At 71.9% G+C, this 13,963-nt stretch carries 11 protein-coding genes and 4 pseudogenes; 7 read left to right on the top strand and 8 right to left on the bottom strand.

The window, feature by feature from the left end; genetic code table 11:
• The coding region (locus AOK24_RS22935) for a glycoside hydrolase family 38 C-terminal domain-containing protein (protein ID WP_240554068.1) at window positions 1-1,188 on the top strand (1,188 nt) is incomplete at its 5' end.
• Here AOK24_RS22935 and AOK24_RS22930 read toward each other — a convergent pair.
• Genes AOK24_RS22930 through AOK24_RS22910 form a run of 5 tightly spaced genes read right to left on the bottom strand, consistent with a single transcriptional unit; the run spans window position 1,160 to window position 6,212 of the window.
• Window positions 1,160-2,020: an STM4011 family radical SAM protein gene (locus tag AOK24_RS22930; protein WP_055721952.1), complete on the bottom strand. Its 861-nt coding sequence runs from the start codon at window positions 2,018-2,020 to the stop codon at window positions 1,160-1,162. The two genes, AOK24_RS22935 and AOK24_RS22930, sit on opposite strands and share 29 nt — an antisense overlap.
• Before the next feature lie 8 nt (window positions 2,021-2,028).
• A complete protein-coding gene (locus tag AOK24_RS22925) occupies window positions 2,029-3,315 on the bottom strand; it encodes an STM4012 family radical SAM protein (RefSeq protein WP_055721951.1) in 1,287 nt (428 codons plus the stop codon).
• On the bottom strand, window positions 3,312-4,124 hold the full coding sequence (locus tag AOK24_RS22920; protein WP_206191253.1) for an STM4013/SEN3800 family hydrolase: 813 nt from the start codon (window positions 4,122-4,124) through the stop codon (window positions 3,312-3,314). The genes AOK24_RS22925 and AOK24_RS22920 overlap by 4 nt, the downstream gene beginning before the upstream one ends.
• Before the next feature lies 1 nt (window position 4,125).
• Window positions 4,126-5,250 (bottom strand): STM4014 family protein, encoded by a 1,125-nt coding sequence (locus AOK24_RS22915; protein ID WP_055721949.1) that lies wholly within the window; start codon window positions 5,248-5,250, stop codon window positions 4,126-4,128.
• Window positions 5,251-5,255: 5 nt separating this feature from the next.
• Window positions 5,256-6,212 carry an STM4015 family protein gene (locus AOK24_RS22910; protein ID WP_055721948.1) on the bottom strand — a complete coding sequence of 319 codons (957 nt, stop codon included), beginning with the start codon at window positions 6,210-6,212 and terminating at the stop codon, window positions 5,256-5,258.
• A 191-nt stretch (window positions 6,213-6,403) separates the two neighbouring features.
• Between AOK24_RS22910 and AOK24_RS22905 the strand changes: the two genes are divergently transcribed.
• The 5 genes and pseudogenes from AOK24_RS22905 (at window position 6,404) to AOK24_RS22890 (ending at window position 9,739) form a co-directional block, all read left to right on the top strand.
• Window positions 6,404-6,985 (top strand): IS607 family transposase, encoded by a 582-nt coding sequence (locus tag AOK24_RS22905; RefSeq protein ID WP_055721947.1) that lies wholly within the window; start codon window positions 6,404-6,406, stop codon window positions 6,983-6,985.
• A pseudogene (gene tnpB, locus AOK24_RS22900) lies at window positions 6,901-8,070 on the top strand (IS607 family element RNA-guided endonuclease TnpB); the annotation flags it as partial. The gene AOK24_RS22905 and the pseudogene tnpB, both read left to right, overlap by 85 nt.
• Before the next feature lie 2 nt (window positions 8,071-8,072).
• Window positions 8,073-8,333: pseudogene (locus AOK24_RS51020) on the top strand (IS607 family element RNA-guided endonuclease TnpB); the annotation flags it as partial.
• Between the two features lie 71 nt (window positions 8,334-8,404).
• Entirely contained in the window at window positions 8,405-8,731 is a 327-nt protein-coding gene (locus tag AOK24_RS22895) for a hypothetical protein (RefSeq protein WP_055721953.1), read from the top strand.
• Window positions 8,732-8,743: 12 nt separating this feature from the next.
• Window positions 8,744-9,739 (top strand): DUF6745 domain-containing protein, encoded by a 996-nt coding sequence (locus tag AOK24_RS22890; protein WP_055721946.1) that lies wholly within the window; start codon window positions 8,744-8,746, stop codon window positions 9,737-9,739.
• A 22-nt stretch (window positions 9,740-9,761) separates the two neighbouring features.
• Here the strand turns inward: AOK24_RS22890 and AOK24_RS52315 are convergent, their stop codons facing one another.
• The gene (locus tag AOK24_RS52315) at window positions 9,762-10,286 is read right to left on the bottom strand and encodes a hypothetical protein (protein ID WP_055721945.1); all 525 of its coding nucleotides are present in this window, start codon (window positions 10,284-10,286) and stop codon (window positions 9,762-9,764) included.
• Between the two features lie 267 nt (window positions 10,287-10,553).
• Here AOK24_RS52315 and AOK24_RS22880 point away from each other — a divergent pair, with 267 nt between their 5' ends.
• Window positions 10,554-11,480, top strand: coding sequence for a GNAT family N-acetyltransferase (locus tag AOK24_RS22880; protein WP_055721944.1), 927 nt, complete (start codon window positions 10,554-10,556; stop codon window positions 11,478-11,480).
• A 69-nt stretch (window positions 11,481-11,549) separates the two neighbouring features.
• On the opposite strand, the pseudogene AOK24_RS22875 reads toward AOK24_RS22880, so the two are convergent.
• Both AOK24_RS22875 and AOK24_RS51005 read right to left on the bottom strand, forming a co-directional pair.
• Window positions 11,550-13,475: pseudogene (locus tag AOK24_RS22875) on the bottom strand (M4 family metallopeptidase); the annotation flags it as partial.
• A 2-nt stretch (window positions 13,476-13,477) separates the two neighbouring features.
• Window positions 13,478-13,737, bottom strand: a pseudogene (locus AOK24_RS51005) (M4 family metallopeptidase); the annotation flags it as partial.
• Window positions 13,738-13,963: the final 226 nt, after the last annotated feature.

Below are 13,963 nucleotides of genomic sequence, written 5' to 3'. Positions count from 1 at the left end.
GCGCTGGCCGGGGAAGGTGAGGGGACGGTCGTCTTCAACGCGGCTCCGCATGCGCGGGGCGGGGTGGCGGCGTTCGGGGCGGTGCCTCGGGAGGGGCTGCCGGAGACGCCGGTGAAGCCGCACCTCAAGGAAGTCGAGTCTGATAATCAGACGTTCGTCCTCGACAACGGCATCGTCCGCGTCACCATCGACTCCCGTGGCCTCGTCACCTCCGCCTACGACCTCGAAGCCGACCGCGAGGCCCTCGCCCCCGGCGCGGTCGGCAACCTCCTCCAGCTCCACCAGGACTTCCCGAACCAGTGGGACGCCTGGGACCTGGACGTCTTCTACCGCAACTCCGTCCGCGACCTCACCGAGGCCGAGTCGGTCACGGCGACCGAGGACGGCGTCCACGTGGTCCGCGTGTTCGGCGACTCGCGGATCGAGCAGACGCTGACCCTGCCCGCCGGTTCGCGCCGCCTGTCGGTCGACACGGTCGTCGACTGGCACGAGCGGGAGAAGGTCCTCAAGGCCGCGTTCCCCCTGGACGTCCGCGCCGCGCACTCCACCGCCGAGATCCCCTTCGGCCACGTGGAGCGCCCGACCCACACCAACACCACGTGGGACGCCGCCAAGTTCGAGATCTGCGCGCACCGCTACCTGCACGTCGGCGAGCGCGACTGGGGCGCGGCCCTGGTCAACGACTCCTCGTACGGCCACGACGTCACGCGTGACGTCCGCGCCGACGGCGGCACGACGACCACGATCCGCCTCACCCTGCTGCGCGCGGCCCTCTTCCCGGACCCCGACCAGGACCAGGGCACGCACCGCCTGTCCTACGGCCTGCTGATCGGCGCCCAGGTCGCGGACGCGGTGCGCGAGGGGTACCGGTTCAACCTGGCCGAGCGCACGGTCCAGGGCTCGGCGACGGTCGCCCCGCTGGTCGCCGTCGATGACGAGGGTGTCGTGGTCGAGGCGGTCAAGCTCGCCGACGACCGCAGCGGCGACGTGATCGTCCGCCTCTTCGAGTCCCGGGGCACACGCGCCCGCGCCACCCTCACGGCCGGTTTCCCGCTCGCCTCGGCCACGGTGACGGACCTGCTGGAACGCCCGCTGGAGGGCGAGTCGGCGGAACACGCCGGCGACGAAGTCCGGTTCTCGCTGCGGCCGTTCCAGATCCTCACCCTGCGGCTCGCGCGGCAGCCGTAGGGATACGTTCCAGGACCCCTCCCGCGAACACGTCGTACAGCGGGAGGGTCTCCAGGTGCACGTACCCGATGTGGCAGTCGCACACGGCGAGCGGGCAGGCGCGCGGCTGCAACGCGGCCCGGTAGGAGCCGTCGTAGAGGTTGCCGAGTTCGGCGCGGACGAAGTGGCAGCGCCTGACCGTCCCCTCGCCGTCCACCGAGATCACCGACTCGCCGGTGCGGCACGGGAGTCCGGCGCTGGGGTGCGGGTGGCGACTGTACGGGAAGAGGGGGTCGAGGCCGGTCCAGTCGGCGGCGGAGGCGTCGTCGTAGGTGTGGCCCTCGGCGGCGTTCACCCACAGGTAGACGTGGTCGGGGAGGGCGGCGCGCAACTGCCGTGCCGCGTCGAGGTGTTCGGGCAGGCCGACGATGCCGACGCTGTAGCGGATCCCCTGCGCCGCGAGGTCGTGGCACTTCGCGAGGAAGCGGTCGTAGGGGGTCTGGCCGGGGTGGTAGGTGCACCACAGGGCGAGGGTGTCGGGGTCGGCGTCGGTCAGCCAGTCGGTGCGGCAGCTGAGGTTGGTCTGGACGGCGACGCGGCGGATGTGCGGGAGGTGGGAGAGGGCGACCAGCGCGCGGCGGTACCAGGAGCGGGTGAGGGCCTCACCCCAGGGGGTGAAGAGGATGCTCAGGCGGTCGTCGGTCTGGTGCCGGGCCCAGTCGGTGAAGCGGTCCAACGCGGCGCGGTCCGCGCGGAGTTGGGCTGTGCTGTCGCGGCGCTTGGCGAACGGGCAGTAGGGGCAGTCGTAGTCGCAGGAGGCGAGCGGGCCCCGGTAGAGCAGGGTGAGGTCCATCGCGGGGGCTACTTCCTCTCGTAGGCGGCCATGCGGTGGCGTACCGCCGGGGAGAAGAGTTCGGGCCCGATCGCGTCGGAGTGCGCGAGGCCCTCGGGGGTGAGCTTCAGCCGACCGTCCGTCTCCGTCAGCCAGCCGCGTTCGGCCATGCGCGTCAACTCCGGCCCGAAGTGCTCCCGTTGGCCTTCTGCGGGCAGCCCTTCGGCCTGGAGCAGGGATTGCAGGAGATACCGGCGCCGCCGCTCGTCGTCGTCCATCGCGAAGCCGGTCTCCGCGTGTGCGAAGTCCTCGGTGGCCACGTAGTCGTCGATGATCTGGCGTATCTCGCTCATCCCCACCGCGTAGTCGAAGGAGTAGTGCACCTCCCGCGTGTACGACCGCGCCCCGCAGCCGAGTCCGACCATGCCGTCCGTCTGGCAGGCGTAGTCGTCGGCGCCCTGGTCCGGGGCGTCCGCGCGGCGGAACATCCGCATCGAGTGCTGGACGTACCCCCGGGCGAGGACGTGGTCGCGGCCCGACCGGTAGAGCCGCAGCCGCTGCTGGTCCCACGCCGGGTCGGGGGCGTCGGGCGCGCGGCGGCCCAGCCCGGTGCCGGGGCGGACGTACAGGGGGTAGAGGTACAGCTCCTCGGGGTGCCAGGCCAGCGCCGCGTCGAGGGAGTTGAGCCAGCTCGCGTCCGTCTGGCCGTCGATGCCGTAGATGAGGTCGATGTTGAGGACGGGGATGCGGGCGTCCCTGATCCTGCCGAGCGCCGCCTCGACGTCCGCGCGCTTCTGCGGGCGGACGGCGGCTCGCGCCTCGGTGTCGTCGAAGCTCTGGACGCCGAGGCTGAGGCGGGTGGTGCCGCGGTCGGCGAGGACCTGGAGGCGGTCGGCGGTGGCGGTCGCGGGGGACGCCTCGACGGAGAGGGGGATGGCCTTCAGGTCGGCGCCCATGCGGAGTTCGGCGAGGTCGCAGAGGCGGTCGAGTTCGGCGGCGGTCAGGAAGGTGGGGGTGCCGCCGCCGAACGCCGCTGTGGCGAAGCGGGGTTCGGTGAGGGCTTCGCGGGCTGCCTTAGCCTGGCGTTCGAGCGCGTCGAGGTAGGCGGTGGTGAGGCCGTCGGGGGCGCCGATGCGGGTGAAGAGGTTGCAGAAGCCGCAGCGGACTTCGCAGAAGGGGATGTGGAAGTACAGGGAGAGGGCGTTCGTCGGTTCGTCCGCCCAGAGCTTGGTGAGGGGCGGGCGGTCGTCGAGTTTCCGGTACGCCGTCTTGTGGGGGTAGGCGTACACGTACGACTGGTAGGGGCTCGTGGTCACGCTGTCTCCCCCTGGTTCAGGACGAATTGGGCGTACGGCACCGTCCACACCGAGGGGTGGCCCAGGCGGTGGCCGGTGTAGCCGTCGTCGCCGTAGGCCGTGCCGTGGTCGGAGCAGACGATCGTGAAGCAGGGGCGGCGGCTGCTCGCGGCGGTGAAGAGGCGGCCGATGTGCCGGTCGACGTACTCCAGGGCGGCGGCGTGGGTGGCGCGGGTGTCTCCGGCCTCGCGGGTGGCGCCGGGGAGGTGGAACCAGTTGGGCTGGTGCAGGGCCGAGACGTTCACGAAGAGGAACAGCCGCTGGTCCTGCGGGAGTCCGGCGACGACCTGTTCGGCGCGGGTGACCTGGTTCTCGAAGGAGTGGGGTGAGGTGACGCCGAACTCGGGTTCCCAGTGGGCCTCTTGGAAGAGGCCGGGCAGGACCGTGCCGAGCGGGCCCCGGAGGTTGAAGAAGCCGACGCCGCCGACGCACACCGTGCGGTAGCCCTCGTTCGCCAGGCCGGAGACCAGGTCGGGGGTGTCGTACACGAAGGTGCCGTCGGCCGTCGTCTCGCTGCCCGCGAAGCGTGCCGCGAACAGGCGCGGGTGCGGGCCCGGGGCGGCCGGGGTGGGCAGGAAGCCCGCGAAGATGGCCTGGTGGGAGGCGTAGGTGAAGCTGCCGGGGGCGTGCCGTTCCTCCCAGCGGCCGTCGGGGAGGTGGCGGGCGAGGTGCGGGATGCGGCCCTCGGCGGCGAGTTCGGCGGCGACGTCGTACCGCAGGGTGTCGAGGGTGACGAGGAGGAGGTCGTGGCTGCCGACGATCCTCGCCATGTCAGGCGTGTGCATGGGTGGTTCTTCCGTGGTTCCGGGCGGGGTTGGCGGTGAGCCGTCGGGCGTGGGCCGGTGCGGCGCGGATCTGGGCCGCGTACGTGTCGAGGCCCTCCGCGCCGCTGCCGGGCAGGCCCGTGAGGCCGGGGAGGAGGTCGCCGAAGGCGTTGACCTCGCCGACGACGGCGCCGCGCCAGCCGACCGCCGGCAGCAGGTCGACGCCGACGCACAGCGTGCGCGGGAAGCAGGCGGCGGCCTGTTCGGCCACCCCGAGGACGTCGCTCCAGCGCGCCCCCGCCTCCTCGACCGCCGCGCGCGCCTCGTCGAGGTCGCCTCTACGGCCGCCCAGGTGCAGGTTGGTGAGCGGGGAGCCGCTGGTGCGGACCACCGCGTGCGTGGCGCGTCCGGCGACGACCACGACCCGCAGGTCCGCCGCGCGGGCCCGCTGGGACGCCTTGGGGAACCAGCGTTCCAGGTGGAGGCGGTCGGGGGCGAGCCGGTCGACGATCGCGGCGATCTCGCGTTCGCTGTCGTAGCGGCGGACCTTGAGGGAGTTGAACAGCCGCCCGTCCGGGGCGCGTTCGACGGACGTGGTCGCGCGGATCCGGCCGCCGCCCGCCGTCTCGACCGCGAGGACGCCGGACGCGGAGGAGCCGTGCGCGGGCTTCACGAAGAGCCTCGGCATGCGGTGCTCGCGCATCAGGGCGCGGACGTCGTCCCAGCCGGTGACGTCGGTGGCGGGCGAGTACGGGACGGGGACTCCGGCCGCCGTCAGGCGTGCGTGGCAGCGGCGTTTGTCGAACAGCACCGCCAGGTCGTCGGGGTCGTCGAGGCGGGTGCCGCCGCGCAGGGTGGCCAGGGTGGCGAGGAAGGCGTCGTACCAGCGGGCGGAGCCTTCGACCCGGGTGGGGTCGTCGGCGGCGCGCAGGGCGCGGTCGACGCCGGGGTTCTCGCCGGGTGAGTCGAGGCGGACGAGTTCGCCGGGGGTGAAGTCGGCGCCGCCCGCCGTGAGGACGTCCGCCCAGGCCAGGATGCGCGGGGCCGGGAGGCCGGCCGCGCGGGCCGCGTCGGTGAAGAGGGTGACGCGGCGGTTCTCGGGGTTGCCGACGACCGTGAACGCGGGCGGCATCGGTGTCACTCCCCCACGGCCACGTAACGCCACACCGTGCCGTCGTCCTCCTCGTCGTCCTCCGCGTCGTCGCGGTCGAGGAAGAGGTCGACGCCGGCCGGGGTCAGGGTGTCGGTGAGGCGCTCGCGCACGGGAGCGGTCAGGTAGTTGTAGTGCAGGTCGAGCGTCTTCAGGTGGGTGAGGGGCTGGCCGGTGAGGAGGGCGGCGGCGCCGTCGTCGGTGAGGATGCCCATCGACAGGTCGAGGGTCTCCAGGCGGGCGACGACCGGCGCCGCGGCGACGGCCGCTGCGACCTGGTCCTGCATCTCGCTGTTGCGCAGGGCGAGGTGGCGCAGGCTCGGCAGGCGGGCGCCGGACAGGATCGGCTCCAGGTCGGCGATCTCGGCGTCGCCGCCGTAGTCGGGGGTGCCGAGCCACAGGTCGAGGTGTTCCAGGGCCGGGAAGTCGCAGGCGGCGACCCCGCGCACCACGCTCGCGGGCAGGCCGCCGGACTCCATGGTCAGGCGGCGCAGCGCGGTGTGCGTGACGCCGTCGATGGCCAGGTCCTGGCCGCCGCGCGTGCCCAGTTCCGCCAGTTCCGGGAAGGCCGTCAGGAGCGGGGTGACGTCCGTCTGGTGGATCCAGGAGATCTCGCACTCCTCGGACGTCATGTCCCCGAGGAACAGGGCGCGCAGCGCGGGCAGCCGGTCCTTGGCGGCGATGATCGCCTCGATCACGGTCGCCGGGTCCGTCTCGTACGCCTCCTCCCAGGCGCCGACCACGATCGCCTTCACCTTCGCACTGTCGACGCTGTCGAGGAAGCGGGCGAAGGCTGCCGTCCACTCCTGGTCGTGCTCGTACACGTGGCTCGCGACGCGCCAGGCGACGGAGTCCGCGGCGGGCTGGCGCCTGGTGTCCTTGGGGTGCGGCGCCGCGTGCACCGGCAGCTCGTGGAAGGTCTTCAGGTGCTCGTGGACGGTCATGCGACGGCTCCATGCTCGCGGCGGGTGTGGCCTGTTGCCGCAAGTTGTACCAACCGCCACTGACAGCGCGGTGCCGGGGGCGGGTTCGGGGGCGTTGTCAGTGGTGGGTCGTACGGTCGTGGTCATGAGGGCGGCGCCAGGTGTGCCGCGGTCGAGTTGGAGGGGGCTGACAACTGTTACAGGGTTCATCAGTGAATCTCAGCTTTTCTCAGTGGGCGACACGTAACGGCGTGCACTACCAGACCCCGTGGACGTGGGCGAAAGAGGGCCGCATGCCGGTCCCTGTACGCCAGACGCCGTCCGGGACGTGGCTGGTCGACGAGGTCGCCACAGAGGTGTTCGGGAGGGTTGTGGCGTACTGCCGTGTCTCTTCGGCCGACCAGAAGCCGGACCTCGACCGGCAGGTCGCCCGCGTGGTCCAGGGAGCCACCGGACTTGGTCTGCCGGTCGCGGATGTCGTCACCGAAGTCGGCTCGGGACTGAACGGACGCCGCCGCGAACTGCACCGTCTCCTGTCCGATCCGGGCGTTGCCGTGATCGTGGTCGAGCACCGCGACCGCCTCGCCCGGTTCGGCGTCGAGCACCTGGAGGCCGTGCTGTCGGCGTCCGGCCGGCGCCTGGTCGTTCTCGACCCCGCGGAGATCGCCGACGACCTGGTGCGGGACATCACCGAAGCACTGACCTCGATGTGTGCGCGCCTGTACGGGCGTCGGGCGGCGAAGACCCGGGTCGCCCGCGCGGTAGCCGTGGCGACCGGCGAGGGCGCCGAGTGAAGAAGTTCCGGCCCCAGCCCGGATCCGTGGTCCAGGCGTACCGCTTCGCGCTGGATCCCGACGCCACCCAGGAGGCCGCACTGCGTTCGCACTGCGGCGCCGCGCGTGCCGCGTACAACTGGGCCGTGGGCTGGGTCACCGCCTCGTGGTGGCAGCGCAAGGCCGAGGAGACATACGGCATCCCCGAAGAGTCGCTGACGCCATGGCGGCCGTGGTCGCTGCCCTCCCTGCGGAAGGCGTTCAACGAGGCCAAGCACACCGACCCGAGATTCTCCGGGTGGTGGGAGGAGAACTCGAAGGAGGCGTACTCCACCGGCCTGGCGAACGCGTCGTCCGCGTTCGACAACTACGCCAAGTCGAAGAACGGCAACCGGCGCGGCAAGCGGGTGAACGCACCCCGGTTCAAATCGAAGCGGAAGGCGCGTGATGCCTGCCGGTTCACCACCGGTACGATCCGCGTCGACGCCGGCGGCCGGCACGTCACCCTGCCAAGGCTGGGCACGATCCGCACGCATGAGCCCACGGCCAAGCTTCTCACTCGTGTCCAGGCCGGGACGGCCCGCATCCTGTCGGCGACCGTCCGGCATGAGCGCGGACGCTGGTTCGCCTCGTTCCAGGCCGAGGTGAAGCGCGACCTGGTGCGCGTGGCGCGTCCGGACGTGGCGGTCGGTATCGACCTCGGCGTGAAGACCCTGGCGGTGCTGGGGGACAGCGCAGGCGAGATACGTACCGTCGCCAACCCGAAGCATGACGAACGGGCACTGGGGCAACTGCGCCGGGCCTCCCGCACCGTCTCCCGGCGCCGGGGCCCCGACCGGCGCACCGGGGCGAAGCCGTCGAAGCGGTGGGAGAAGGCCAACGCCGCCCGGAACAAGGTCCACCACCGGGTCGCGAACCTTCGCGAAGACGCCCTGCACAAGCTCACCACGAGCGTCGCGGCCGAGTACGGCACCATCGTGGTCGAGGATCTCAACGTCGCCGGGATGCTCAAGAACCGGGGTCTGGCCCGCCGGATCGCCGATGCCGGTTTCGGGGAGATCCGCCGCCAGCTCACCTACAAGACCCGCCAACGCCACGCCACCCGCNNCTGGTCATCGACCGGGACGACAACTCGGCCCGCAACCTCGCCGCACTCGCGGCAGCCTGCACGACTGGTACCGGAGTGGCCGGAGACCAGGACACCACCCCGGTGGTGCCGAAGCCTCGTGGAGCCGACCGCAAGACCCGCACCACCCGCACCCGCCGCGAGGCGAGCGCGGAGCGGGCAGGTGGCACAACCCTGCCGCACCAGCGGCGGCAGACGGAAGCGAGAGACCGTACTCAAGCCCAAGCCCTCACGCTTTGGTGACGAGACGGACCTTCCGGGCCGAAAAGCCCGGAATGCTGAGAGCCGCTGAGGCTCTGAGCAACGGTGTGTCCATGTACCGGCAGGGAGACGTGCTGATCGTGTCCGTCGCCGAGGAGGCCGCTGCGGCGCATGTGGAGCGGGCGCCGAGAGAGGCGCGGGACGGGCGGGGACGGCTGGTGCTGGCGCTGGGCGAGGTGACCGGGCACGCGCACGCGGTGGTGGGTCCGGGTGAACTCGTGCGGGAGCCGGGGCCGTTCGGGCCGATGCTGCTGCATGTGCCCCAGGGCGGGCGGGTGGTGCACGAGGAGCACGCGACGATCGTGCTCCCGGCGGGGTGGTACCGGGTGGTCCGGCAGCGGGAGTACGTGCCCGGGTCGGTGCGGATCGTGGCGGACTGAGGGGCTGTGGGGATGAACGTGAACGAGTGGCGTGCCTGCGCGGCGGCGGCGGTCGCGGCGGACCGGGAGCGGGCCGAGGCGGGCGTCCGGCTCGCCTACCGGCGGGCGGGGCTGGCCGAGCCGGAGCGGATCCTGTGGGCGGGCTCGCCCCTGGAGGGCGTGGCCGTGGTCGGCTCGCTGACCGACCCCGGGGCCAGTGTCCGCGAGGCCGTGCGCAGTGAGCCGTGGGCGGTCGAACGGCGGCGCATGCACAGCGAGTTGGGTCCGGAGGGGTGGGCCGCGCACTGGTCCGCGACCGGCGGGCGGCTGTGGGAGCTGACGCAGTCGCTGGTCGAGCGGATCAGGGAGGGGGTGCTGGACGAGGTCGGCAGGCAGCGGGCGGGACAGGCCCGGCTGATCCTGCTGGACGCGATGCTGGGGCAGCATGACGCGCCGTGGCTGGCGGCGTTCGCGGGCGATGCCGAGGGGCCGTTGGACGGGCTCGCCGAGGTCTGCCGCAGCGCGGGCTGGTGGTGGGCCTTCGAGAAGGTCGCCGTCGTGTGCGAGCGGCCCGTCGAGCTGCACCGTGACGAGGCGGGGCGGCTCGACCGGGGGGACGGTCCGGCGCTGGCGTTCCCCGACGGGTTCGCGCTGTGCGCGTGGCGGGGGATGCCGGTGCCGCCGGGCTTCCTCGACGAGCTGCGGACCCTGGTGCCGCAGCGCATCCAGGCCGAGGAGAACGCCGAACTGCGGCGCGTGATGCTGGAGTTCTACGGGTACGAGCGGTATCTCGCCGACTCGGGGGCGCGGCCGGTCCACCGGGATCGGACCGGTGTCCTGTGGCGGATCGAGATGGGGATCGACGAGCCCGTGGTGATGGTCGAGGTCGTCAACTCCACGCCGGAGCCGGACGGTTCGCGGAACGTGTACTGGCTGCGGGTGCCGCCGGGTACGCGCACCGCGCGCGAGGGGGTGGCCTGGACGTTCGGCCTGTCCGCGGACGCGTACGCGCCGCTCCAGGAGACCTGACCACCCCCGCCGCCGGGCCGGGTCAGCTCAGGCCGAGGTCCGACAGCGCCGTCGTCCAGTCCGAGGCGATCGCGTTCTGGGCGTCGGTCAGGCTGACCTGGCCCGCGCAGACGGCTTTCTTGAGCCTGTTCTCGACGGTGTCCTTGTTACCGGCGGTCTTGTCGCCGTACTCGGGCTCCGGCCACAGGTTCTCGGGGTCCTTGGGGGCGCCGCCGAGTTCGAGGGGGATGAAGTGGTCCTCCTCGTAGTCGGAGGTGCTGGTGTCGCTGTAGCCGTACTCGACGATCTGCTGCTTCTTCAGGGCGGTCGTGTACGAGCTGGAGGGGCGCACGGTCGCGGTCCACCCGGAGACGCAGATGGTGGAGCCGATGGTGTCCTGCGTGACATCGGGGTTGAGGGTGCCGGGCTGGCAGGAGGGGTCGGGGAGGGGAAGGTACGACTGGCTGCACGACTGCGCGTGCGCCGTACCGGCCGTGAACGTGAGTCCGGCGGCGGCGAGGGCGAAGGCGGAGAGGGCGGTCACCACGGGGCGAGTGGTACGGGACATCTGGAGGTCTCCCGACGAAGGCCCGGCAACGGTCCGGGCGGTCGCGCACATGACAGCACTCGGAGGTTCTACGCGGATAGACGCCTTTACCGAACCCAGCCCACCTTGCCCGACGGCTTGCCCCCGCCGTGCCGCACGCTGGCAACTCCATTGCCACGCCTTGGAGTTCGAGTCGCCGAAAGTTCACCTGCGACACCGGAGGGCCCCGGCCGGCTCCCCGCGCGAAATTCGTTTGCGGCGCCCGCCCCGCCCCCGGACCCTGGCAGCATGCCGTACCTCATACGCCCGGCCACCCTCGAAGACGCCCCCGAGATCACCGGTCTCCTCAACGCGATCGACGTGATCGAGGTCGGTCGGCCCGAGACGGATCAGCACACCGTCGAGGCCGACCTCAAGCACCCCGACACCGACCTGGCCCGCGACTCGTGGCTCGCCTTCGACGGTGAACGCCTCGTCGTGTACGGCCTGTTGTGGGACGAGTCGCAGGGCGAGCGGATCGACGTCGACCACTACGTCCTCCCCGAGCACCAGGAGGCCGGCCGGAGCGTCCTGGCCGCGATGGAGGCGAGGGCCCTGGAGAAGGCCCGCGCCAACGGGGCCGAGCGGGCCGTCGTCCACCTCTACCTCAACGTCCGCGCGACGCTCGACCAGGAGGTGCTGACGGCTCGCGGCTGGGACGTCGTACGCCGGTACCACGTCCTGCACCGGCCCGTCTCTCCCGGGCGGGACCTCCCCGTCGAGCTCCCCGGCGGCGTACGGCTGCGGGCCTGCGGCGGCGAGGCGGACCGGCGCGTCGTCCACGCGCTCTACCTGGCCACGTTCGCCGAGCACTTCGACTTCCAGCCGCGGACGTACGAGCAGTGGTTCCACGACATCGACGGCGAGGGGGTCGACTGGTCGCTGGTGTGGATCGCCGGCACCGACCAGGGCGGTGACGCCGGTTTCCTGCTCGCCCGCAACGACCGTACGGCGATGGGCTGGATCCGCAGCATCGGCGTCCTGCGCGAAGCGCGCGGCCAAGGGCTCGCGGGCCTGCTCCTGCGCCACGCGTTCGCGACGTTCGCCGCACGGGGCCGGGACACGGTGGGCCTGGGCGTGGACACCGACAACACGACCGGCGCACCGGCGCTGTACGCGCGCCACGGAATGACGGTGCACTTCGCGGTGGACACCTGGGAGGTCACGCTCACCTGAACCCGCCCCGCAGACACCGATACGCCCGGCCCCTCGGAGAAGGGGCCGGGCGCGGTCACTTCAAGGACGTCACGGTGTGATCTGCCACCGCTGGATGTACCCGACGTCGATCGACGCCCGGTCCTGGACCCGCAGCTTCCACGTCCCGTTGACCGTCTCGGACGACGCGTTGACGGTGAACGTCTGGTCGACGTTGTCCGCGGAGCCGCCGGCGCGGTTCAGCAGGGAGTAGACCGTGCCGTCGGGGGCGACGAGGTCGACGGTGAGGTCACCCCGGTAGGTGTGGACGATGTTGACGTACACCTCGGTCGTGGCGGAGGCGTTCCCGGCCCGGCCGGTGATGGTGACCGGGGACTCGACGGCGGCCCCGTTGTCGGGGATGTCGACGCGGGTCGAGCTGGCGTAGATGTTGGCGACGCGCCAGCTGAAGGTCTGGGAGACGGACGCGCCGGTCCCGTCGGTGACCTTGACGGTGACGTCGCTGGTGCCGAGGGTCGTCGGGGTGCCGGAGATGAGGCCGGTGGGGCTGATGGAGAGCCCGGCGGGCAGCCCGGTGGCCTCGTAGGTGAGCGCGGACCCGGTGTTGGTGGTGTAAGCGTCGACCTGGAGGGAGACGCTCTGGCCGACCCCGGAGACCTGCGCGGGGATCGGCGCGACGTTGACGCCGAGGGCGATGCGGCTGCCGACGTTGATCCCGGCCCAGGCGTCGGCGACGGCGAGGTAGGTCGGGCTGTAGGCGCCGAAGAGGTCGGTCGCGGCCGACAGCGTGGCGGCGCGCGCGCCCGCGTAGTTCGTGGAGGACGTCATGTACGTCGTCAGCGCCCGGTACCAGATCTTCGCCGCGTTCTGGATGCCGATGCCGGTGACCGGCTTGCCGTCGGAGGTCGGGCTGTCGTAGGAGACGCCGTTGATGGTCTTGGCGCCGCTGCCCTCGCTCAGCAGGTAGAAGAAGTGGTTGGCGGGCCCTGAGGAGTAGTGGACGTCGACGCCGCCGAGGCCGGAGCTCCAGTAGTCGTGCGAGGAGCCGTCCTTGGAGGGCTTGTCCATGTACCGCAGCGGTGTGCCGTCGCCGTTGATGTTGATCTTCTCGCCGACGAGGTAGTCACCGGGGTCGGCGGGGAGGTTCTCGTAGAACTCGACGGCGGCGGCGAAGATGTCGGAGGTCGCCTCGTTGAGGCCGCCGGACTCACCGGAGTAGTCGAGGTTCGCGGTGGCGGCGGTGACGCCGTGGGTCATCTCGTGCGCGGCGACGTCGAGGGAGGTGAGCGGGTTGTTGTTGCCCGCGCCGTCGCCGTACGTCATGCAGAAGCAGGAGTCCTGCCAGAACGCGTTGACGTAGGAGCTGCCGTAGTGGGCGCGGCTGTAGGCGGCGACGCCGTCGTTGCGGATGCCGTTGCGGCCGAAGACCTCTTTGTAGTAGTCCCAGGTGGCCGCGGCGCCGAACGCGACGTCCACGCCGGCGGTCTGCCGGTTGCCCGGCAGCCCGTTGCCCCAGACGTCGTCGGCGTCGGTGAAGAGGGTGCCGGTGCCGGAGGTGCCCTGGTTGAGGTCGTAGGTGCGGTGGCCGGCGCGGTCGCCGTCGACGAGCTGGTACGTCGATCCGGACAGCGTCGAGCCGAGCGGGACCGTGCCGTTGTACTGGCCGGTGCCGGTGCCGGTGTGGACCTCCTCCTCGGCGACGAGCTGCTTGCCGGAGGCCGCGTCGGTGACGACGCGCAGTTCGCTGGGGGTCCCGTCGGCCTGGGTGCCGTGGACGGTGGTCTCCCAGGCGAGGACCGGCCGGCCCTCGCCGGCCCAGACGACGAGCCGGGGCGCCTTCTCGGTCTCGCCCTTGGCCACGTCCGCGTTCTTCGCGGCGCCGAGCGCCTTGCCTGCGGCGGTCGTGGCGGAGATCTTCGGGGTGAGGGTGGGGACGGCGAGCTTCGCCTCGTACGCCTTGGACGTCGTCGTACGGCCGCTGGTCGCGGTGTGCACGACGAGGTCGCCGCCGAGGACNNGCGCCGAGGGCGAGGCTGCGGGCGGTGGTCGCGGCCGAGGCGGTGGCGCTCTTGAGGAGGCTCGTGCGCTGAGCGGGCGTCAGGGCGAGCTGCGCGGCGCCCGCGCGGGGTGTCGCGCTGATCTTCTGCGGGCCGGTGGCGTCGGGCGCGGCCGTGGCGCCGCCGGTCTGGGTGCCGACGGCCAGCAGGGCGCCGGCCGCGGTGAGGGCGAGGAGAGCAGCGCGTCTGCGCCGGGGGAGGAGTCGGGGTCGCCGAGGCAAAGGGGTCTCCTTCTGCGGTCGACCTCTGGTCGAGAGGCCGTGGCGGGACGGAACGCAGGTGGGGGGTGTCGCCTGATGCGTGCGTGAAGAAACGGTGAACGCGAGACAGAAGAGTGACACCGAGTGCCGTCCATTGTCATGAGTGCATCAAGTCAACGGCTTGAACTGGCCCTTGTTTACTGGGAGTTCAGGCTTTCAAGAGCGAGTTTTCAGACTCACCGCACCC

This window comes from Streptomyces niveiscabiei, from assembly GCF_001419795.1.
GTDB classification, from domain to species: Bacteria; Actinomycetota; Actinomycetes; order Streptomycetales; family Streptomycetaceae; genus Streptomyces; species Streptomyces niveiscabiei.
This window is presented reverse-complemented; position numbering and strand designations above follow the sequence as displayed.